Raw genomic sequence first — 19,239 nt, 5'->3', positions numbered from 1 at the left:
TCTAATGTGCTCCGCCAGCTGATGCGGCGCTGGGCGGTCCATCGACCAAAGCCCGGAAAGGTGCTGCATCGGTGCGCAGGACAAGACGCGTGTTGGAATTGACGATGGTGCCGAGCGTGTCGAGGGAGCGGAGCAGTTCGTAAAGTTCCGGCGCGCTCTTATAGGCAGCCCCATAGATCTGCGCCGCTTCGACTCGGGATTTCGCTTCTATATCGGCGGCCTTCACGGTCGCGTCCGCCTGCAGCACTCTCGCATCGCGCTCGGCTGCGGAGCGGATTTCTGCGGCCTGGCGCTTGCCGACTGCCGCACGTTCGGTGGCGATGGTTTCACGCTCGGCCCGCATGCGGTCGACGGTGGCGCTCAACGTCACCGAAGGCAGGGTCAGGCGTTCGATACCGACATCGACAACCTGCAAGCCGTATGTATCGAGCAATTGCTGTGCGATCTGGGCCTTGAGCTGTGCTTCCAGGGCGTCGATCCGCAGCTTGTCCGGATCGGGATTGATCAACGACGACAGGTCGAAATTGCTGGCTGTGGTCTCCAGCGACGAGCCGAGGAATGTGCGGATTTGCGCGGCCGCCTGGTCCGGTTGGTTCTGAACCGACCGTACGAAGCGCTTGATGGCATCCGGATCGGGCGGGACCTGCCAGATCGCATAGGCCTGCGCGATGATCCGTAGCCCATCCTTGGTTCCGACATCCTGCAGGCCGCTGGACGTCGATTTGGCGCGAAGATCGACGTCGATGGTCTTCTCCAGGGGAATGGGAAGCCGGAAGGCAAGGCCGGGATCAATCAGAACGCGTGCCGGATTGCCAAACCTGGTGATGATGGTCGCAGCCCCCGATCTCACCTGGACGAGGCAGGCGGCGACCAGAATGATGGCGACGACGATCATCGCGACGACCAGGCGGGACCACCGAAAGGGCATTGCTTCCTTGTGATCATCGCCGTGATCATGATGATGATCGTGCTCGTGATGGTTTGAGCCCGGATGGGCGTGCGCGTCAGTCATGGGCCGGTTTCTTCGCTTTGGTATGGGGTGCCAGGCTCGGCACTTGTGTCGGGATCGGCCGGCATCGTCATGCTCCGGAGATCGAGGGTCGGAGCGATGCTTCCGCCGATGCGGTGGTCAAGGACGAGAGCCTTCGAGTGGGATAGCCCCATCGTCAGCTGGTTGAAGTATTCCTCGGTCAGGAACGCTTGCCCCGCTTCGTGGAAGGCTGATTGTTCGGCCTGGAAGCGGAGTTTTGCGACCTCCGAAGCCGCGACACCTTCCCTTGCCGTTGCCGTCGCATTGTCCTGCTGGAGGCTGGCATTCAATTGCGCCTCATTCGTCCGTTCGGCCGCCGTTCCCCGTTCGCGCGCAACCATCGCCTCCGCGCTGATCTGTGCCGCCTGAACCCCGTGAAAGGCGTTGGCCGCGCCGGCGGGCGGGTGGATGGCCTCGACGACGACCGCCAGGATTTCGACGCCGCTGTTCAGCTCATCCATGTTCTTCTGGACTGCCGAGGCGATATCGTTTGCGAGCGACAATCGGCCTTCGCTCAAGACGTCGTTGAGAGTTCTTCTGGCAAAGTCATGGACCAATACGCGGTTTGCGGTGCTTTCGATCAAGGCTGGGAGATCGGCGACCCGATAGGCCGCCTTTATCGCCGCCTGGTCCGAAAGACCGATGCGGTAGACGAAACGTACATCCATGTTGACGATCTGAAAGCTCTGCGCGCCGCCGGTGCCGCTGGCAATAAGCTGCGATTTCTCGCTGATATGTGAGGCGTCCCACAGCCGGTTCGCGCTTTCCGGCGCTGGCCCCTCGGCATCGGCCAGCTTTTCGCCATCACCGCTCGTGCTGACGGAGGTTGCCAGCTCGTGCACGCTGCCGTTCTCGATGGGAATAACTCGGCCAAACGGCCAAGGAAGGCCGATGTGCAGCCCGGAATGCAGGATGCCCTCGGCCTTGCCGAACCGCTCGTATACGCCCCGGCCGGTCATCGGAATTTCGCGCACGCCGCTCAGTAGCCAGCCCAGAAGGAGCGTTCCGAGTATGATGGCTGGAGCGGCCTTTCGAATGAACGAAAAGGCCCAGATCTGGCGAAGATCGATGCCATGCTTGGTCCGCAATTCCGATTGAATGCTGACCAAAGGCTGAGGCGGCCACTGAAGAGTGCCGGCGACAAAGCTTGTGGCGATCTGTGCTGGCTCGCGGCTGTCGTTTTGCGGGCGGAACATGGAGGCAACCGCGCGTAACAGAAACTCAAGCCCGACAAGCGCCACAAAGCTTCCCAGTGCCGCCAGGAGTTTGATTGAGAGCCCGGATCCGCGTGTGCTGAGAAACAGGCAGAAGCAAGACAGGACGAGCACGAAAATAGGCAAGCGCGCCAATTGCGAAATCGCTTTTGCCTCCGGCCATTCCTCCGTATCGATCGCGGCAAGCCGCCTTTCCGTCACCAGCAGAAGAAAGGCGAAAGCCAGACAGACCGCGGTGATGAGAAAGCTCGTCGTCCCGATCGCCATGTCGTCCGCCTTCAGGCTCCAGCCGGCATAGACGATCAAACATGCGAAGAGGGCAGGACCGAAGACCGAGAGGGGGCGGGCGCCGATGCGTGACAGGAGTGACTGCCCCGTGAGGAATGCGCTACTGGTCCCGCGTCTAGGTAGCTCTGACTCTTCTGTGTCCTGCGACGACCACGGCGATGTGGCGATTGCAATAAGCCATTGCGTGGACCTTCCGAATGGGACGCTGGCAAGACCAGCCCGCGCGCGGCGCCACCGCGCGACATCGTAGGCAGATCGAAGCCCTGTTCCAAAGAGGATAAGTGCGGCCGCGTTGTTGCAGAAGAAAGCAATCCAGATCGCGCTGAGGCTGAACGTGTTTGCAATCAGCGCGCAGAGCAGAAGCAGGGCCGCGAAAATCGCCACGCTGAAGCTCTGGCTCGCAAGGTCATGGGCTTGAACCGCCGCAAGCTGGAAGTTTGCTCGGTCTTTGATATCGGGGGGCTGCTGCGTATCCTTGGAAATCGTATCCTGCATTGCCGTGTTCGATTGCGCTCTTTCGCGCCCGGTTGAAGGAGGCTTCATGCCTCCTCGATAGCGCCGCGATGAGGTTAGGTGACCGATCCGGGTGAGAAGCTTCGATAGCGATGTTTGGAACATCGGGCCTCGAACTCAAGAGGATACGTTATTACGTATCGCTCTTATATCCACAAGGCTTGGCAGGCAAGCGGACGGTTAAGGGGATTGCAGAGTCAGATGGCTTGGAGCCGTCAAAACGACAGATCGAGCGCTCGTCCTTCGAAGAGGCGGTCCCTGGAGCCTTCAAGGTGGGCCTGCATCAGGTTGCGGGCATCTTCCGCCCGGCCTTCGGCAATCGCCTTGTAGATTGCGCTGTGCTCCTGGAATACCTGTTCGAGACCCTGTCTCGGGCCGAGCAGCGACAGGCCGTGCAGATGCATACCGACGGCGATATGGGCTTTCAAGGCGTCCATGGATGCGGTGTAATAATGGTTGTTGGCGGCTTCCGTCACCGAGCGGTGGAAGTTGAAATCGGCATCCGTGCGGTGAAGCTGATGGCTGGTGGCCTCGCGAAGATCAGCCAGTGCCGCGGCTATTTTCTGGATGGCGGCCTCATCGCGTCTCTTGGCGGCGAAATAGGCGGCTGCCGGCTCGATCGTCAGGCGGAATTCGTAGCAGCGCTGGATATCGGCGATCGTCTTGACCGGCGCATAGGCGAGCTGGGTGATCGGTGAACCGTGGGCGCTGACGAAGGTGCCGGCGCCCTGGCGCGCATAGACCATGCCCTGGTCGCGCAACCGCGCCAGCGCATCGCGGATAACGGGGCGGGAAACACCCAACATCGCGGCAAGCTCGTGTTCGCCCGGCAGGCGCGAGTCCGGCGGGTAGTTTCCGGAGCGGATGCGCTCCAGCAGCTGGTCGAAAACGCGATCGACAAGCTTCACGGCTTTGCCACGCTCGGGCTTGGCTGCCGGAGCCGCCTGCGCATTTGCCGATGCACTATTTGCTTCGTCCACGTTCATTCTCCCGCCGGCATTGTCTCAGGCCGCCTGATTCTCAGGGATCAGTCTTAGCAAACTATCAGAGTTCCCGAAGCCTCCGGATTTCACCGCGCAGCGGAGCCGAGTGCCATTGGCCATCGTCACATCGAACCACGGAATGCCCGGCTCGATTTCGCCCTTCGGTGCCAGAAGGTGAATTCCGAGCGCGCGGAAAACAGCGACGGCGGTGTCGCCGCCGCCCATCATCAGCATATCCGGATGGGTATCCTCCATCACCGATGTCACACCTTTGGCAAAACGATCGGCGACAGCCGTCGCCTCCTCGGTGATGTCGCCGGTGCAACGGAGCAGAAGTGGAAGCGTCTGCCCCTTACCGAACTGCACCAGGCCCATCGGCGCGTCGATTGTCGCCCGCAGGCGGCCCGATGCTTCGAGCGTGGCCATTTGCGCCGCAGTGATCGGATCGCGGGAGCCGAAGGCAAAAAGCGTCCTGCCGGTCGGCACGAATGCCCGGCTGGCCGTGCCTCCTCGGCCGATATAGCGGGCAAGTGCGCTGCCGATGCCGCGCGCGCCAACGGCAAGGCTCGTCTTCCAGTCATGTTTCGCCATGAGCTGGTCCAGATCGCCGTCAGTCTCGGCATCGATGATGAGGACCGTCTCTGGATGTGCCTCGAAGAGTTCGGCAATCGGCAGGGGGTGGTCCACGCCCCGGCCGACGACCTTGCCGTCTCGGGTGACGCGCTCCTGATCGGGAATAGCGGGCGCAATGACGATTTCGCGGTGACCGAAGGCGGCGGCAAGAGCAGCACTTTCCGCCGCCACATGGCCCTTCAGGCGGGAGTCGATCTTCTTCAGGAGGATTTCCGGCGCGGCGGCGAGAAGAGCGCTGGCTGCAAGCTTCACCCTCTCCACGGCTTTCTCCTCCGGCAGCGCTCGTGAGTCCGTGTTGACCACGACGACTTCGGAGCCGCTTGCAAGCGCTTCTGATATGGCGTCGATATCGATCGCGACGGTGACGGAGAGACCGGCCTCGACAAAGGGGGTGCCCGTGTCGAGCGCGCCGGTCAGGTCGTCGGCTATGATCGCAACCTTCGGCGTCATGCGTCTGCTCCCGTGTTGACCGCATGACAGGCGACGAGATGACCGGGCTTGGCTTCCTTCCATTCCGGAACGGCCCTGGCGCAGACATCCATCGCGATCGGACAGCGCGTATGGAAACGGCAGCCGCTCGGCGGGTTGAGCGGGCTCGGCACGTCACCCTGCAGGATCTGGCGGGTGCGGGTCCGCTCCAGTGCTGGATCGGTTTCCGGAACCGCCGAGAGCAGCGCCTTGGTATAGGGGTGCAGCGGGTTGCCGAAGAGCGCGTCACGGGGCGCGAGCTCTGCCAGACGGCCTAGATACATGACGCCGACGCGGGTGCTGATGTGGCGGACGACAGCCAAATCGTGCGCGATGAAGAGATAGGTCAGGCCGTATTTTTCCTGCAGGTCGAGCAGGAGATTGATGATCTGCGCCTGGATCGACACATCGAGCGCCGAAATCGCCTCGTCGCAGACGATGAATTTCGGCTGGCAGGCGAGTGCGCGGGCGATGACGACGCGCTGGCGCTGGCCTCCGGAGAGTTCGTGCGGATAGCGTTGCGCGAAGCGCGTCGGCAGGCCGACGTCGGTGAGAAGCGTTGCAACCTTGTCTTTCAGCTCGGCCTTGGTGCAGAGCTTGTGGAAGAGCATCGGTTCGCCGATTGCCTCGCCGACCGTCATGCGAGGGTTGAGTGTCGAATAGGGATCCTGGAAGACGATCTGCAGATCGCGGCGGAACGGCCGCATCTGCTTTTCGCTGAGTGTCGCTAGATCCTGTCCCTTGTAGATGACCCGGCCGTTGGTCGCCTTGTAGAGGTTGAGAATGGTGAAGCCGGTGGTCGACTTGCCGCAGCCGGATTCGCCGACAAGGCTCAGCGTCTCGCCCTCCATGATCTCCAGGTCGACATTGTCGAGCGCGTAGACAGTGGCTGCGCGTTCGCCGAAGGCGCCGAGCCGGACATGGAAATGCTTGACCAGGTTTTCGATCTTGAGCAGCGGTTGGGCGCTCATCATGCAGCCTCCCGCATTTTCTGGACGACGAAACAGGCGGTACGATGGTTTCCGGCGCCATTCAATGGCTCGAGCTTCGGCACGCGTTCGTGACAGATGGATTCCGCCAGTGGACAGCGCGGCGCGAACGGGCATCCCTTGGGACGACGGCCGGGTTCCGGCGGCGTCCCCCCGATCGAACTCAGCCGGCTTGACGGTGCATCCGAAAGCTTCGGGATCGAGGCCAGCAGACCGCGCGTATAGGGGTGGCTCGGATGGGCGTAGAGTTCGTCGACCGGCGCATCCTCGACGACGGTGCCGGCATAGAGCACGGCGACGCGGTCGACGAGGCCGGCGATCAGCGCCAGATCATGGGTAATCCAGACGACGGACATGCCGAGCTTGCGGCGCAGCTCCTTCACGAGATCGATGATCTGTGCCTGGATCGTCACGTCGAGCGCCGTCGTCGGTTCATCGGCGATCAGCAGTTTCGGATTGCAGGCAAGGCCGATCGCGATCATCACCCTCTGGCGCATGCCGCCGGAGAGCTCGTGTGGATAGGCCTGCAGCCGTTCTTCCGGACCGGGAATGCCGACGAGGCGCAGCAGTTCGACGGCACGTTCGCGAGCCTCAGCCTTGCGCAGTCCGCGATGATAGATCAACGGCTCGCAGATCTGGTCACCGACGCGCATCACCGGGTTCAGCGAGGTCATCGGGTCCTGAAAGACGAAGCCGATGTCGCCGCCCCGCACCTTGCGCAATTCGCGGTTCGACATGGTTTGCAGGTCGCGACCATCGAAGTGAGCAGACCCTTTCGTCACCCTGATCTTGTTCGGCAGGAGCCGCATCAGGCTCAGCATCGTCAGGCTTTTGCCGCAGCCGGATTCACCGACAACGCCGAGTGTTTCGCCCCTGTTGACGTGAAGATCGATGCCGTCGACCACGATAGCTGGGCCGTTGCGACTGGCGATTTCGACGGTCAGGCCGCGGACATCGAGCAGGCGTTCGGTAGGCTGGGTCGTATCCATCACTTGCTGCCCCGCGGATTGAGCGCATCGTTGAGGCCGTCGCCGAGGAAGCTGAAGGCGACCGAGGCAAGGCCGAGGACGGCCGCCGGAGCGGCAAGCAGATGGGGATAGTGTTGCCAGACGCGCAGGCCGTCCGAAATCATGTTGCCCCAGCTTGGCGTCGGCGGATTGACGCCGATGCCGAGGAAGCTGAAGGCGCTTTCGAGCACCATGGCGGTTCCGAGTCCGGCGCTGACGGAGACAATCAGCGGGCCGAGCGCATTCGGAACGACATAGCGCTTCATGATGATCCAGTTGGAAAGGCCGAGCGCCTGCGCTGCGGTGATATAGGGCCGGCTGCGGATCGACAGCACCTGGGCGCGAACGAGGCGTGCGTAAGGCGGCCAGGAAATCAGCGCCATCGAGCCGAAGACCAGCATGAAATCGACCCATATGGTCTCGCGATAGAAGGGATTGAGCGTCGCCATGTAGCGCGCTTCCATCCATTTCGAAATTGGCGATTTCAGCGATGCGTTGATGACGACGACGAGCAGCAGGTTCGGAACCGACATGGTCATGTCCGTCAGCCACATGATGGCGCGGTCGAACGGATTGCCGAAGAAGCCGGCGATGGCGCCCATCACCAGGCCGATCAGCACGGCGATGAAGGTAACGACGATCGCAACCAGAAAGGCCGTGCGCGTGCCGAAGACGACGCGGCTGAAGACATCGCGGCCGAGATCGTCGGTGCCGAAGAGATGGTGGAGCGAAGGGGCTGCGTTTCGTGCCTGGAGATCCTGGCTTAGATAATCATAGGGTGTGAGATATGGGCCGAAGATTGCGGCAAAGGCGAGGATGGTGACGACGATCAGACCGAAGATGGCGAGCTTGTTGCGCTTCAGGCGATACCACGCGTCGCGCCACAGGCTGACCGGCGGCTCTTCTTCGCTGGCGATTGGGGAAAGGGGGACGGCGGACACGGTCAGCGGCTCCTTCTTGCATCGTTGGCGCGCGGATCAAGCAACGGATAGAGCACGTCGACCAGAAGGTTCGAGAGCATCACCAGGAAGGAGCCGATAAGCGTGATCGCCAGGATGACGGGATAATCCGAATTGATCAGCGCCTGCACCGTCAGCCGACCGAGGCCGGGCAGGCCGAAGACCAGTTCGACGAAGATCGCGCCGTTGACGATGGTGATCATGATCAGCCCGAGCTGGGTGACGACGGGTGTCAGCACCGGCCGCAGGATATGGCGAAGCGCGACAATGATCTCCGGCACGCCCTTGGCGCGAGCCGTGCGGACAAAATCCTCCGACAGGACCTCGATGACGGCGGCGCGTGTCTGGCGCACGATCAGGGCAATCGGTTGGAAGGAGAGCACGATGAGCGGCAGAAGGATGCGCAGATCGAAGACGCCGCCCCAGCCATAGGGCACCTTTACGCCGGGCAGAAGGACGATCAGCCCGACCATCAGGAGCGGGCCGGCAACATAGGCCGGGATTGCCCAGAGGAAGAGAGCGGAGCCGAGGATCGTGTAGTCGATGCGCGTATTCTGGTTGAGGGCAGCGATCATGCCGAGCGGGATGGCCACGATCGTCGTCAGCACGATCGAACAGAGCGCAAGCTGGAAGGATACCGGCGCTGCCGCCGAGACCATAGCCCAGACGGAGCGACCCGAGCTTAGCGAATTGCCGAACTGGCCGTGCAACAGGTTCCAGATGTAAAGACCGAACTGGGCGATGAACGGCTTGTTGAGGCCGGCGCTTTCGCGGATGGCCTCGATGCGCTGCGGATTATAGGCGACATCGCCGGGTGCGCGCAGAAAGATCAGCTTGATCGGGTCGCCAGCGCCGTAGAAGGCTAGCGCATAGACGGCCAGCATCACGATCAGCACCGACGGAATCCAGATGGCAAACCGGGTCAGCACGTAGCGTAGCAAGGTCACCTCCCAGTTGTTGGTCGAAGAGGTCCGCGATCAGCGCGGACTAGCCGATCGAAATGTCCCAGGGCGCGACGACCTGCCAGTCGAGGTTCTTATCCATGCCCTTGACCTCCTTGGTGGCCCAGCGCGACATCGCCTGAGAATACCATGGAATGAAGGCCCAATCGTCGCGGAAAGCCTTCTGGGCATCCTGCGCAAGCTTGACGCGCTGCGGATCGTCGACGGCCTTGGTTGCCGCTTCGGCAAGGGCCGCATCGACCTTGTCGTTCTTGTATCCGCCGAGCTTGTTCTGCGCATTCGATGAGGTCGAGGCGATGCAGCCGGCGAGATAGGAAACGGCGTCCGGAACACGGGTGCCGACGTCGTCGCGGAAGATTTGAACCGAATTCTGGTCCGGGCCGGCATAGGAATCCTGCTGCGGCTTCATGTCGACGGCGGTGATGCCAAGGTTCTGGCGCCACTGCTCTGCGATGAATTGGGCTGCCGCCTGGATGGCCGGCGCGGAAATGCCGACGAACAGAATCTTGGGTAGGCGCTCCGGGCCGCCATAGCTCGACTCGGAGAGCAGCTTTTTGGCCGCTGCCGGATCATAGGGGTAGGGCTCGAAGCCGGAATTCTCGGCGCCGGGCACAGCGTTCAGGATCTGATCGGCCTTCTTGTGCGGGCCATCCGGATAGGACGCCTTGAACAGCCCATCACGATCGACCGCCATGATCAGTGCCTGGCGAACCTTCGGATCGTCCATCGGCGCGCGGGACGTATTGAACCAGAAATGCTGGCTGGTCGGGATGAGCGGGCCGGCGGAGAATTCGGGGCCGAGATCCTGGATGATCGTCGAGGTGATCAGCTCGGTATGGGCATTGAATTCGCCCGATTTGATCAGCGAGGTCGCGGTGACGTTATCCTCGATCGAGGTGATCTCAATACGCGCCAGTTTCGGCTTCGGGCCGAAGAAATTTTCGTTCGGCTCGAAGGCGAGCTTGCCGGCATCGATATCGATACTGGTGAGCTTGAACGGGCCGGAGAAGACCGGCTTGTTCTCGGGCTTGTACCAATCGATGATTTCTTCGCCATCACTGCCGCGCGACTGCGCCGCCTTGGTGATCGGCGCAATATGGTTGGCAAGGCGCATGAAGAAGATCGGATCTACCTCGGTCAATGTGACGACGACGGTGCTGTCATCGGGCGTCGCAACGCCCGTCAGTTCCGTGCCCGCGCCATTGCTGATCTCCTTGTAACCCTGAACCTTGTTCAGCACCTGATCGGCGCGCTGGCTCTTGGTGTTCGGCATGGAGGCCACTTCCCAGGAGCCCTTGATATCGGGCGAGGTGATCTTGCTGCCATCGGAGAAGACGGCCTTGGGATCGATCTTGAAGGTCCAAACCTTGTTGTCGGAAGTTTCCCAACTGGTGAAGACGTAGGGTTGGATCTTGCCGTCGCTGTCGAAATACATCGGCGAGGCCCACCAGATCGAATTCCAGCGGAAGGTTCTGCCGCCACCGCGCAGCGGCGACCAGTCCTGGTCGAAAGCAGGATTAGCGACCTTCAGCACCTGGCCCTCATCGGCAAGCACGATGCGCGCGCTCATCCCGAAAATCGTCAGCCCGACGCCGGCTGCAAGGCCCAGCTTCAATGCGCCGCGGCGCGACACCTGCGTCTTTGGCGCAGTATTCCGCTCAGTCATCCGTTCCTCCCAAAAACAGAATCCGAGACGCCTCCAATTTCTCTCTCCCGAAGGGCGTCATGATAGCAGTGAACACTCAACCGACAATGTAAATATGTCAATAAAAAATAATTTGAAATAAGCGTCTTTGGTTGAGGAAAATAATTTATGTTTTATTTTCAGCTAGTTGAAAAACGTAAATAGCTATTGCACGTATTGTCATATTGACAACATTGCGAGCTGGGCTGATGAAAACATCATTCTGCGGGCTGCTTTGCCGCCTGCCGTGCTCATCCGGGGAGGACGATATGAGCAATCACAAGATTACAGGCGTATTCAGCGCGGCTGCAACGCCGCTGAATGCCGATGGCAGTCCGGATCTGGGATTGTTCACCGAACATTGTCAACGCCTCCTTGATGAGGGCTGTCATGGCGTGGCGCTTCTCGGCACGACCGGCGAGGCGAATTCATTCTCTTCACGCGAGCGCCGCGCAATCCTCGAGGCGGCGCTGAAGGCGGGAATTCCAGCCGATCGGCTGCTTCCAGGCACCGGTGTTGTGGCCATCCCGGAAACGGTGGAACTCACCAGGCATGCGCTTTCTTTTGGCGTCACCAAGGTGGTGATGCTGCCGCCCTTCTACTACAAGGGCGTTTCCGACGACGGGCTCTTTGCCGCCTATTCGCAGGTGCTTGAAACGGTCGCTGATCCCCGCTTGCAGGTTATCCTCTATCATATTCCCCAGGTATCGGGCGTGCCGCTCTCCGTGCCGTTGATCGGCCGGCTGATCGAAGCGTTTCGCGACATCGTCGTCGGCATCAAGGAATCTGCAGGCGATTTCAATAATATGCGGGCGATCATCGCCGCCTATCCCGGCTTCTCCGTCCTCGCCGGCGCCGATCCCTTGCTGCTACCACTGCTGAAAGCCGGTGGTGCCGGCTGCATCACCGCCACGTCCAATCTCGTCGCGGATTCGCTGCGCACGGTTTATGACCATGTCCATGATGAAAAGCGTGCCGCTGACGTCGACGCGGCTCAGGCGCGCATCAACGCCTATCGCACGCTGTCCAATTCCTATGTGCAGATCCCAACGATCAAGGCGATGGTCGGGCTGAAGACCGGCAATGCGGCATGGAGGCGAACGCGGGCGCCATTGATGCCGCTCAGCGATGCGGATCATGCGGCACTTTCCGACGCCTACGCCGAGCTGCCATAAGGAGAGCGATCGTGACTTTCTCGGGCTTGCAGCCGGACGCCGTGCCGGCGCTGATGACGGGCGAGATCCTTGTCAACCCTACGGAGAAGGGACGTGCGGATGCCTATCTCCCGTCTCCCTGCATTCAAAATCACGCTGCAAATCTCGCCTTTCTTCCCGATGGGACACTCACCTGCGTGTGGTTTGGCGGCACGATGGAGGGCATGGGCGACATTTCTATTTACATGTCGCGCCTTTCCCCCGGAGCAACGCGTTGGTCGACACCGGAGAAAATGTCCGACGATCCGGCCAAGTCTGAGCAGAATCCGTTGATTTTCAATGCTCCGGGCGGAGATGTCTGGCTTCTCTATACCTCACAGACCTCCGGAAATCAGGATGGGTCTGTTGTCAAATGCCGGATCTCGGCAGATGGCGGCAAGACCTTCGGCGAGGTTCGCGTGCTCTGCGATCTCCCGGGCACATTTGTCCGCCAGCCTATTATCGTGAACAGCCGCGGCGCTTGGCTGCTCCCGGTCTTTCGTTGCGTCGGATTGCCTGGCGAGCGCTGGACCGGCGATGCCGATACGGCCTGCGTGCTGATCTCACGTGACCAGGGCAAGAGCTGGGTGATGACGGCGGTGCCGGACAGTCTTGGCGCGGTTCACATGAACATCGTTGCGCTCGAGGGCGACGATCTTGTCGCTTTCTATCGCAACCGCTTTGCACAGTCCGTGCTTGCCAGCCGCTCAACGGATGGCGGTGAGAGTTGGAGCGCGCCGCAGCCGATGGACCTGCCGAACAACAATTCTTCTATCCAGGCTGTAAAGTTGAAAAGTGGTGTAATCGCAATTGTTTACAATCATTCCAACGCGCTGATGTCGGATGCCAGGCGGCAGTCTCTGTATGATGAAATCGAGGGCGGAGAGGCGATCGACGCTGCACCATTGCAGACGCTTGAGCGGCGAAAGGCGGTCTGGGGTGTACCGCGTGCACCGCTCAGCCTTGCCTTCTCCAGTGATGGCGGCACAAGTTTCTCGCGCCGGATCGATCTCGATACTGGCGACGGCTATTGCCTCAGCAACAATTCGAAGGATTCGCTCAACCGTGAATTTTCCTATCCGTCGATCGTGCAGGGGGCGGATGGCGTGGTGCATATCGCCTACACCTATTATCGCCGGGCCATCAAATATGTGCGGCTGTCGCCGGAGGCGATCGGATGAACGCCGATCGGCTTGCCGGGAGCTGGCGCTTGCCAAGCAAAGCCGTATTGTATAACAAATTTACATCTGCGTGACAGCTGGATGCTGCGGCATCCGCAGGGAGGAGTAGTCCGGTGGTCAGCTTGGATTCGCCTATTACAATCGTCCGGCCGCATCTGATTGAGTTCGGTGTCGGCACGGCGGAGCGTCTCGGCAAATGGGCGAGTGAAAAAGGCTATGGCCGCATTCTCGTGATCTCCGATGCGTTCAACGCGAAGCGCGTTGACGCTCTCGCGCTGAAAGGCAGTATCACGGTCTTTGCCGATGTGACACCGGAGCCGGACACCGCCAATCTCGACAAGGTTCTTGCGGCGGCAAATGCGGCAGATGCCGATCTCGTGGTGGGTTTCGGCGGCGGAAGCGCCATGGATCTTGCCAAGCTCGCCGCGGTTCTCGTCGGGTCGTCGCAGACCCTGCATGAGGTTGTCGGTCCGAACAAGGTCAAAGGCCCCCGCCGTGTCGCGCTGGCGCAGGTGCCGACGACCTCCGGCACCGGCAGCGAGGCCGGTATTCGCGCGCTCGTCACCGACCCCGGCACGAAAGCCAAGCTCGCTATCGAGAGCCTGCACATGCTGGCTGATATCGCCGTCATCGATCCGGCTCTGACCTTTACGGTTCCGGCGCGCATAACGGCGGCGACCGGCGTCGATGCCATGGCCCATTGCGTCGAGGCCTTCACCAATCGCAAGGCGCATCCGATGGTCGATCTCTACGCGATCGAGGGAGCCCGGCTTGTCGGCAAATATCTGGCGCGGGCAGTCAAGGACGGTTCCGATGCCGAGGCGCGCGCCGGCCTGTCGCTCGCGTCTCTCTATGGCGGCTTCTGTCTTGGCCCGGTCAATACCGCCGGCGGCCACGCGCTGGCCTATCCGCTCGGCACGCGCTGGCATGTCGCCCATGGGGCGGCGAATGCACTGATCTTTCCGCATGTGCTCGCCTTCAATACGCCGTCCGTTCCAGAGAAGACGAGGGCCGTCATGGATGCGCTCGGGCGCAGGGCATCGGATAGTATCCAATCGGTCTTCGATGCCTCCTATGCCTTCTGTGCGGAGCTTGGCATCGAAATGACGCTCTCCGGTCTCGGAGTCCCGAAGGATGATCTTGACGCCATGGCGGACGATGCCTTTGCCATCCGTCGGCTGCTCGATAATAATCCGCGTGATCTGTCGCGCGCCGATATTCGCTCGATCTACGAAGCCGCCTTCTGAGCGCGCCGCCGAAAGGGAATGGGACTGATGGACAGGAATGCGAAAGTCGCTGTGACCCTGGGCGATCCCGCGGGCGTCGGTCCGGAGGTGATCGTCAAGGCGCTGGCGGCGATGCCGGAGGAAGAACGCCGGGATTTCATAGTCGTCGGCAATATCGAAGCGCTTGAGCGCGCCGATCGGGTTGCTGCGACCGGGCTGGTGTTTGCACCCGCGGATATCGCTGACCCCGGCCGGATCGCGGTCGACGAAGTGGCGCTCGGCGCGCCTTTGCCCGAGATCGGCAAGGTCAGTCCGGTCGCCGGTGACGCCTCGGTCCGCTATATCCGCCGCGCCGTCGATCTCGCCATGTCGGGCGCTGCCGACGTCATCGTCACGGCGCCGATCAACAAGGAAGCGATGAACCTCGCCGGCCATCATTTCGATGGTCATACCGGCTTGCTGGCGCATCTAACGGGTTCGAAGAGCTCGTTCATGTTGCTCGCTTCGGAGCGGTTGAACACCATTCACGTCTCGACCCATGTCTCTCTCAAGGGCGCAATCGAACGGGCAAGAACGGAGCGCGTGCTGGCGACCATCGAGGCTGGACACAATCATTTCCTGCGGCTCGGCAAGACGGCGCGCATCGCCGTTGCCGGGCTCAATCCGCATTGCGGCGAAAACGGCCTGTTCGGCACCGAGGACATGGAGTTCTTGGCGCCGGCTGTCGAGCAGGCGCAAGCGAAGGGGATCGATGTCGTCGGTCCGATTTCGGCCGATACCGTGTTTGCGCGCGCCTATAATGGCGCTTTCGACCTTGTCATCGCGCAGTATCACGATCAGGGCCATATCCCAATCAAGCTTGTCGCCTTCGAGGCCGCAGTCAACGTGTCCTTGGGACTGCCGATCGATCGCGTATCCGTCGACCACGGCACGGCATTTGACATTGCCGGAACCGGCAAAGCCAATCATGTGAACATGCTTTCGGCGATCGCCTATGCCCGGCTGATGGCCCGCTCCCCGCGCCGCAAGGCTGTTTGACCTGATGCTAGCTTTCCCTTGGCAGGGCAGGCGCTTGATCCATGCTGGCCTGACTGATCAGCCAGGCCTTGAAGGCGTTCGCCACCTCGTTGCTTTGGCGGCCTTCGGGCAGCACGACATGATAGCTGAACTCGGTAGCCATCGGCAGATCGAAGACCGGCACCAGCGCATCCGCACGAATCTCCTCCTCGATCAGGTGGGAAGGCAGTAACGCGACCCCCATGTCGGCGAGGGCCGCGCCGATGATCATCGAAAACTGATCGAAGCGGTTGCCGCGAAAGCCATTGTCCGTCGTCACCCCATTGGCTTCCAGCCATTGCGACCAGAGACGCGGGCGGGTGGTAAGATGGAGGAGCGGCGCATCGGCAAGACCCGCCGGGTCTCTGGCCCGTAATCTCTCGACGACCTTCCGGCTCGCGACCGGCAGCACGAGTTCGCTGTAGAGAAAGGTCGATGTCGCCTTCGCCCAGCTCGGCTGACCATAGTGGATGGCGAGGTCGAAATCCTCCTGATCGAAATCGAAGGGTTCTGAACGCGAGCCCACCGTCAATGCCAGCGAGGGATGGTTGGCCAGGAAATCCGGCAGGCGCGGCATCAGCCAGCGCGCACCGAAGGTCGGAAGCGTCGCGATGTTGAGCGACTCGTCCTTGTCGGCCGAAGCGACCGCCCGCATCATCAGTTGTTCCGATTGAGCAAGCAGGCGCTGCACCTCGGATAGCAGGCGTTTTCCCGGCTCGGAGAGGATGACCCGCCGGCGCACACGCTCGAACAGCAGCAGCCCGGTTTGTTCTTCGAGCGCATGGATCTGCCGGCTCACGGCACTTTGGGTGAGGTTCAGCTCCTCAGCCGCCCGGGTGAAATTGCCATGCCGTGCGGCACACTCGAAAGCCTGAAGATTGGCGATGTCCGGAACCAGGCTGCGGCGCATATTCATTCTCAAAACGCATCAACTTAGCTCAGAATGTCATGAGACAATGATTGCAACAAGCAATATTGTGCGGAAAAGGAATGAACTCGCTCGCAAGAAAGAATGCCCGTGACCACGTTGCATGTTTCCCCCGATGAAATTCGCCATGCATTCTCCGCCGCCATGTCGGACATGTATCGCAAGGAAGTGCCGGCCTATGGCACGCTGATGGAGCTGGTGTCGGAGGTCAATGCGGAAACGCTGGCCGCGAACCCCAAGCTTCAGGGACGGCTTGACGAAACGGACTCGCTGGCACGGATCTCCGAGGAGCGGCATGGCGCCATCCGCCTCGGCACTGCCGGCGAACTTGCCATGATGCGGCGGATTTTTGCTGTGATGGGCATGTATCCGGTCGGTTACTACGATCTCTCGACTGCGGGCGTGCCGGTGCATTCGACCGCCTTTCGCCCCGTGGGGGAGGCCGCGCTCAAGCGCAATCCTTTTCGCGTCTTCACATCGCTTCTCCGGCTCGATCTGATCGTGGACGAGACGCTGCGCGCTGAGGCGGAAGCTGTTCTCGCCGGCCGGCGGATCTTCACGGAAGGCGCGATCGCGCTCGCAGAAAAGGCTGAGAAGGACGGGGGACTCGGGCAGGGCGATGCCGACCGTTTCGTTTCCGAAGTCCTCGAAACTTTCCGTTGGCATGACCGCGCCAACGTCAGCCCCGAACTCTATCATCGCCTGCACGATGCTCACCGTCTGATCGCCGACGTCGTCTCCTTCAAGGGGCCGCATATCAATCACCTGACGCCGCGCACGCTCGACATCGATCTCGTCCAGGCCCGCATGCCGGCTCATGGCATCGTGCCGAAAGCCGTGGTCGAGGGGCCGCCGACCCGCCAATGCCCGATCCTGTTGCGCCAGACCTCGTTCAAGGCCCTCGAAGAGCCGGTGTCCTTTCGTGCGGAGGATGGTTCCTGGCAGGCCGGTTCGCACACCGCCCGCTTCGGCGAGATCGAACAGCGCGGCATCGCGCTGACCCCCAAGGGCCGCGCGCTCTATGACGCACTCCTCACCGATTCTCGCGGGATCGTTCGGCCGGCTGCCGATGGTTCGAACGCAAGGGAATATGAGGCGGCACTTGCCAAGGCCTTCGAAACTTTCCCTGACAATTGGGAGGCGATCTGCGCCGAAGAGCTCGGCTATTTCAGCTATTCGCTGACGGAAAAGGGCCGCAAGGCGGGCGGCCGCATCGATGGTGATCTCGCACAATGGATCGCCGATGGTCTGGTGCAGTTCGATCCTATCGTCTACGAGGACTTCCTGCCGGTGAGCGCAGCGGGTATCTTCCAGTCGAATCTCGGCGACGACGCGCAGCATGAATTTGCTGCGAGCCCCAATCAGCTGCATTTTGAGGCGGATCTTGGGGCGAGCGTGCTCAACGAATTCGATCATTATGCCGGCATCGAACAGGCCTCTATCGAAGCGTGCCGCCGGGCGCTGAATTGGACGGAGGCCGCGGAATAGGGGAAAACGGATGCTCGAGAGTAAGCACGTCGATGAGCTGAGACAGCTTCTTGGCGACAAGGGCATTCTGATGGAGGCCGGGGATATTGCAGCCTACGAGACCGGTGCGCGTTACGACAAGGGTCGGACGGCAGCGGTTCTGCGCCCATGTTCGACTGAAGAGGTCTCCGCCGCGGTCGCCTATTGTGTCCGTCACAGCATTCCCATCATCCCGCAATCCGGAAATACCGGCCTTGTTTCCGGTTCCACACCGGACAGTTCAGGTCGCGAGATTGTGTTGAGCCTCGATCGGCTGACGGGGGCCTTCGCAATCGATATCGATAACCGCTCGCTGCGCGCCGGCGCGGGCTGGCGGCTTTCCGATGTCAATCGCAAGCTGGAGGAGCATGGCCTGTTCTTCCCGATCGATCTCGGCGCCGATCCCCGGCTCGGCGGGATGCTCGCGACCAATACCGGCGGATCCCGCTTTCTGAAATACGGGGACGTGCGCCGCAACACGCTCGGTCTGACGGTCGTGTTGGCCGATGAGAGCGGAACCGTGCTCGATCTCGCCAGCGATCTTCGCAAGAACAATACCGGCGTCGACTGGAGACAAATCTTCATTGGCACATCGGGCGCCTTCGGCATCATCACCGAATGCGTGCTCAATCTGGAACCGCTGCCACGCCAGACGGCGACCGCCTATCTGGTGCCAAAGAGCGATGCGGATGTCATGCCGCTTCTGCGCGCCATGGAAGAGCGGCTCGGCAGCTATCTCTCCGCCTTTGAGGGCATGTCGGCCAATGCTGTATCCGCCGCTCTCGACCACGTCCCGTCACTGCGCAATCCGTTCGAGCGCGGCGAGGTGCCGGCTTATGTCATTCTGGCGGAGGTGAGCCGAAGCTGGGCGCCACGCGAGGGCGAGCAGTCGCTCGACCAAGTGCTTGAGACGGTGCTTGCCGAGATATGGGAAAGCGAGGCGGCACCGCTTGCCGACGCCTTCGTCGGCCCGGCCCACGAGATGTGGGCGCTTCGGCACGCGCTTTCGGAAGGCGTCAAGCATTCCGGCAAGCTGATTGCCTTCGACCTTTCCTTCCGTCGCGGCGACATCATGACCTTCTGCGCTCATATGCGGGCCGAGATGCCGGCGCTCTTCCCCGAGATCAGGATCTGCGATTTCGGACATATCGGCGATGGCGGTGTTCACTTCAATCTCGTGGTGCCAAAGGACAGTGAAATCGCGAGTGATCCGGATTTCGAGCGCCGCTTGCGCGACTTCGTCTTCAAGGTCGCCGTCGAGGATTTCGGTGGCAGCTTCAGTGCCGAACATGCGATCGGCCGCAAGAACCAGCCCTATTATGATCTCTATACGGCCGAGAAATTGCGGGATCTGGCCGGCGGCCTGAAAGTCCTCCTTTCGCCCGGTGCCCTCGGTGCCGTCCGTTTCGGATAGGCACG

At 61.4% G+C, this 19,239-nt stretch carries 16 protein-coding genes; 6 read left to right on the top strand and 10 right to left on the bottom strand.

Annotation, left to right across the window (positions count from 1 at the left end; genetic code table 11):
- Position 1: 1 nt before the first annotated feature.
- The 9 genes from hflC to PMI03_RS07085 form a co-directional block, all read right to left on the bottom strand.
- Positions 2-1,012: a protease modulator HflC gene (gene hflC / locus PMI03_RS07125; protein ID WP_039973680.1), complete on the bottom strand. Its 1,011-nt coding sequence runs from the start codon at positions 1,010-1,012 to the stop codon at positions 2-4.
- Entirely contained in the window at positions 1,009-3,075 is a 2,067-nt protein-coding gene (hflK, locus tag PMI03_RS07120) for a protease modulator HflK (protein ID WP_007691358.1), read from the bottom strand. The genes hflC and hflK overlap by 4 nt, the downstream gene beginning before the upstream one ends.
- Positions 3,076-3,260: 185 nt before the next feature.
- Complete coding sequence (locus PMI03_RS07115; protein ID WP_007691356.1) at positions 3,261-4,031, bottom strand: FadR/GntR family transcriptional regulator; 771 nt, start codon at positions 4,029-4,031, stop codon at positions 3,261-3,263.
- A gap of 18 nt (positions 4,032-4,049) precedes the next feature.
- Positions 4,050-5,111 carry a four-carbon acid sugar kinase family protein gene (locus PMI03_RS07110; protein ID WP_007691355.1) on the bottom strand — a complete coding sequence of 354 codons (1,062 nt, stop codon included), beginning with the start codon at positions 5,109-5,111 and terminating at the stop codon, positions 4,050-4,052.
- Entirely contained in the window at positions 5,108-6,100 is a 993-nt protein-coding gene (locus PMI03_RS07105) for an ABC transporter ATP-binding protein (protein ID WP_007691354.1), read from the bottom strand. Before PMI03_RS07105 ends, PMI03_RS07110 begins: the two co-directional genes overlap by 4 nt.
- On the bottom strand, positions 6,100-7,107 hold the full coding sequence (locus tag PMI03_RS07100; protein ID WP_007691353.1) for an ABC transporter ATP-binding protein: 1,008 nt from the start codon (positions 7,105-7,107) through the stop codon (positions 6,100-6,102). Before PMI03_RS07100 ends, PMI03_RS07105 begins: the two co-directional genes overlap by 1 nt.
- Positions 7,107-8,066 carry an ABC transporter permease gene (locus PMI03_RS07095; RefSeq protein ID WP_007691352.1) on the bottom strand — a complete coding sequence of 320 codons (960 nt, stop codon included), beginning with the start codon at positions 8,064-8,066 and terminating at the stop codon, positions 7,107-7,109. Before PMI03_RS07095 ends, PMI03_RS07100 begins: the two co-directional genes overlap by 1 nt.
- A gap of 2 nt (positions 8,067-8,068) precedes the next feature.
- Positions 8,069-9,025 (bottom strand): ABC transporter permease, encoded by a 957-nt coding sequence (locus PMI03_RS07090; RefSeq protein WP_007691351.1) that lies wholly within the window; start codon positions 9,023-9,025, stop codon positions 8,069-8,071.
- 46 nt (positions 9,026-9,071) lie between these two features.
- Positions 9,072-10,712: an ABC transporter substrate-binding protein gene (locus PMI03_RS07085; protein ID WP_007691350.1), complete on the bottom strand. Its 1,641-nt coding sequence runs from the start codon at positions 10,710-10,712 to the stop codon at positions 9,072-9,074.
- A gap of 287 nt (positions 10,713-10,999) precedes the next feature.
- Here PMI03_RS07085 and PMI03_RS07080 point away from each other — a divergent pair, with 287 nt between their 5' ends.
- The 4 genes from PMI03_RS07080 to pdxA all read left to right on the top strand — a co-directional run bounded on the left by PMI03_RS07080 (position 11,000) and on the right by pdxA (position 15,368).
- The gene (locus PMI03_RS07080; protein WP_007691344.1) at positions 11,000-11,905 is read left to right on the top strand and encodes a dihydrodipicolinate synthase family protein; all 906 of its coding nucleotides are present in this window, start codon (positions 11,000-11,002) and stop codon (positions 11,903-11,905) included.
- A gap of 11 nt (positions 11,906-11,916) precedes the next feature.
- Positions 11,917-13,104: an exo-alpha-sialidase gene (locus tag PMI03_RS07075; RefSeq protein WP_007691337.1), complete on the top strand. Its 1,188-nt coding sequence runs from the start codon at positions 11,917-11,919 to the stop codon at positions 13,102-13,104.
- Between the two features lie 113 nt (positions 13,105-13,217).
- A complete protein-coding gene (locus PMI03_RS07070; protein ID WP_007691336.1) occupies positions 13,218-14,351 on the top strand; it encodes an iron-containing alcohol dehydrogenase in 1,134 nt (377 codons plus the stop codon).
- A gap of 27 nt (positions 14,352-14,378) precedes the next feature.
- Positions 14,379-15,368: a 4-hydroxythreonine-4-phosphate dehydrogenase PdxA gene (gene pdxA / locus PMI03_RS07065; RefSeq protein WP_007691335.1), complete on the top strand. Its 990-nt coding sequence runs from the start codon at positions 14,379-14,381 to the stop codon at positions 15,366-15,368.
- Between the two features lie 7 nt (positions 15,369-15,375).
- Here the strand turns inward: pdxA and PMI03_RS07060 are convergent, their stop codons facing one another.
- Positions 15,376-16,302 (bottom strand): LysR family transcriptional regulator, encoded by a 927-nt coding sequence (locus PMI03_RS07060; RefSeq protein ID WP_012650217.1) that lies wholly within the window; start codon positions 16,300-16,302, stop codon positions 15,376-15,378.
- A 96-nt stretch (positions 16,303-16,398) separates the two neighbouring features.
- On the opposite strand from PMI03_RS07060, the gene PMI03_RS07055 reads away from it, so the two are divergent.
- Together PMI03_RS07055 and PMI03_RS07050 are read left to right on the top strand one after the other, a co-directional pair.
- Positions 16,399-17,802 (top strand): VOC family protein, encoded by a 1,404-nt coding sequence (locus PMI03_RS07055; RefSeq protein WP_007691332.1) that lies wholly within the window; start codon positions 16,399-16,401, stop codon positions 17,800-17,802.
- A 10-nt stretch (positions 17,803-17,812) separates the two neighbouring features.
- Entirely contained in the window at positions 17,813-19,234 is a 1,422-nt protein-coding gene (locus tag PMI03_RS07050; protein ID WP_007691331.1) for an FAD-binding oxidoreductase, read from the top strand.
- Positions 19,235-19,239: the final 5 nt, after the last annotated feature.

This window comes from Rhizobium sp. AP16, assembly GCF_000281735.1.
In the GTDB taxonomy this organism is placed as follows: Bacteria; Pseudomonadota; Alphaproteobacteria; order Rhizobiales; family Rhizobiaceae; genus Rhizobium; species Rhizobium rhizogenes.
Note: the sequence above shows the minus strand (reverse complement) of the source record. Positions and strands in the feature narration are given on the sequence as shown.

What these genes read in the sequence shown, in the direction of transcription:
- PMI03_RS07080 (WP_007691344.1), top strand. Translation starts at nt 11,000, where the DNA reads ATGAGCAATCACAAGATTACAGGCGTATTCAGCGCGGCTGCAACGCCG.
- pdxA (WP_007691335.1), top strand. Translation starts at nt 14,379, where the DNA reads ATGGACAGGAATGCGAAAGTCGCTGTGACCCTGGGCGATCCCGCGGGC.
- PMI03_RS07115 (WP_007691356.1), bottom strand. Translation starts at nt 4,031, where the DNA reads ATGAACGTGGACGAAGCAAATAGTGCATCGGCAAATGCGCAGGCGGCT.
- PMI03_RS07055 (WP_007691332.1), top strand. Translation starts at nt 16,399, where the DNA reads ATGCCCGTGACCACGTTGCATGTTTCCCCCGATGAAATTCGCCATGCA.
- PMI03_RS07100 (WP_007691353.1), bottom strand. Translation starts at nt 7,107, where the DNA reads ATGGATACGACCCAGCCTACCGAACGCCTGCTCGATGTCCGCGGCCTG.
- PMI03_RS07110 (WP_007691355.1), bottom strand. Translation starts at nt 5,111, where the DNA reads ATGACGCCGAAGGTTGCGATCATAGCCGACGACCTGACCGGCGCGCTC.
- PMI03_RS07085 (WP_007691350.1), bottom strand. Translation starts at nt 10,712, where the DNA reads ATGACTGAGCGGAATACTGCGCCAAAGACGCAGGTGTCGCGCCGCGGC.
- hflC (WP_039973680.1), bottom strand. Translation starts at nt 1,012, where the DNA reads ATGACTGACGCGCACGCCCATCCGGGCTCAAACCATCACGAGCACGAT.
- PMI03_RS07060 (WP_012650217.1), bottom strand. Translation starts at nt 16,302, where the DNA reads ATGAATATGCGCCGCAGCCTGGTTCCGGACATCGCCAATCTTCAGGCT.
- PMI03_RS07050 (WP_007691331.1), top strand. Translation starts at nt 17,813, where the DNA reads ATGCTCGAGAGTAAGCACGTCGATGAGCTGAGACAGCTTCTTGGCGAC.
- hflK (WP_007691358.1), bottom strand. Translation starts at nt 3,075, where the DNA reads ATGAAGCCTCCTTCAACCGGGCGCGAAAGAGCGCAATCGAACACGGCA.
- PMI03_RS07105 (WP_007691354.1), bottom strand. Translation starts at nt 6,100, where the DNA reads ATGAGCGCCCAACCGCTGCTCAAGATCGAAAACCTGGTCAAGCATTTC.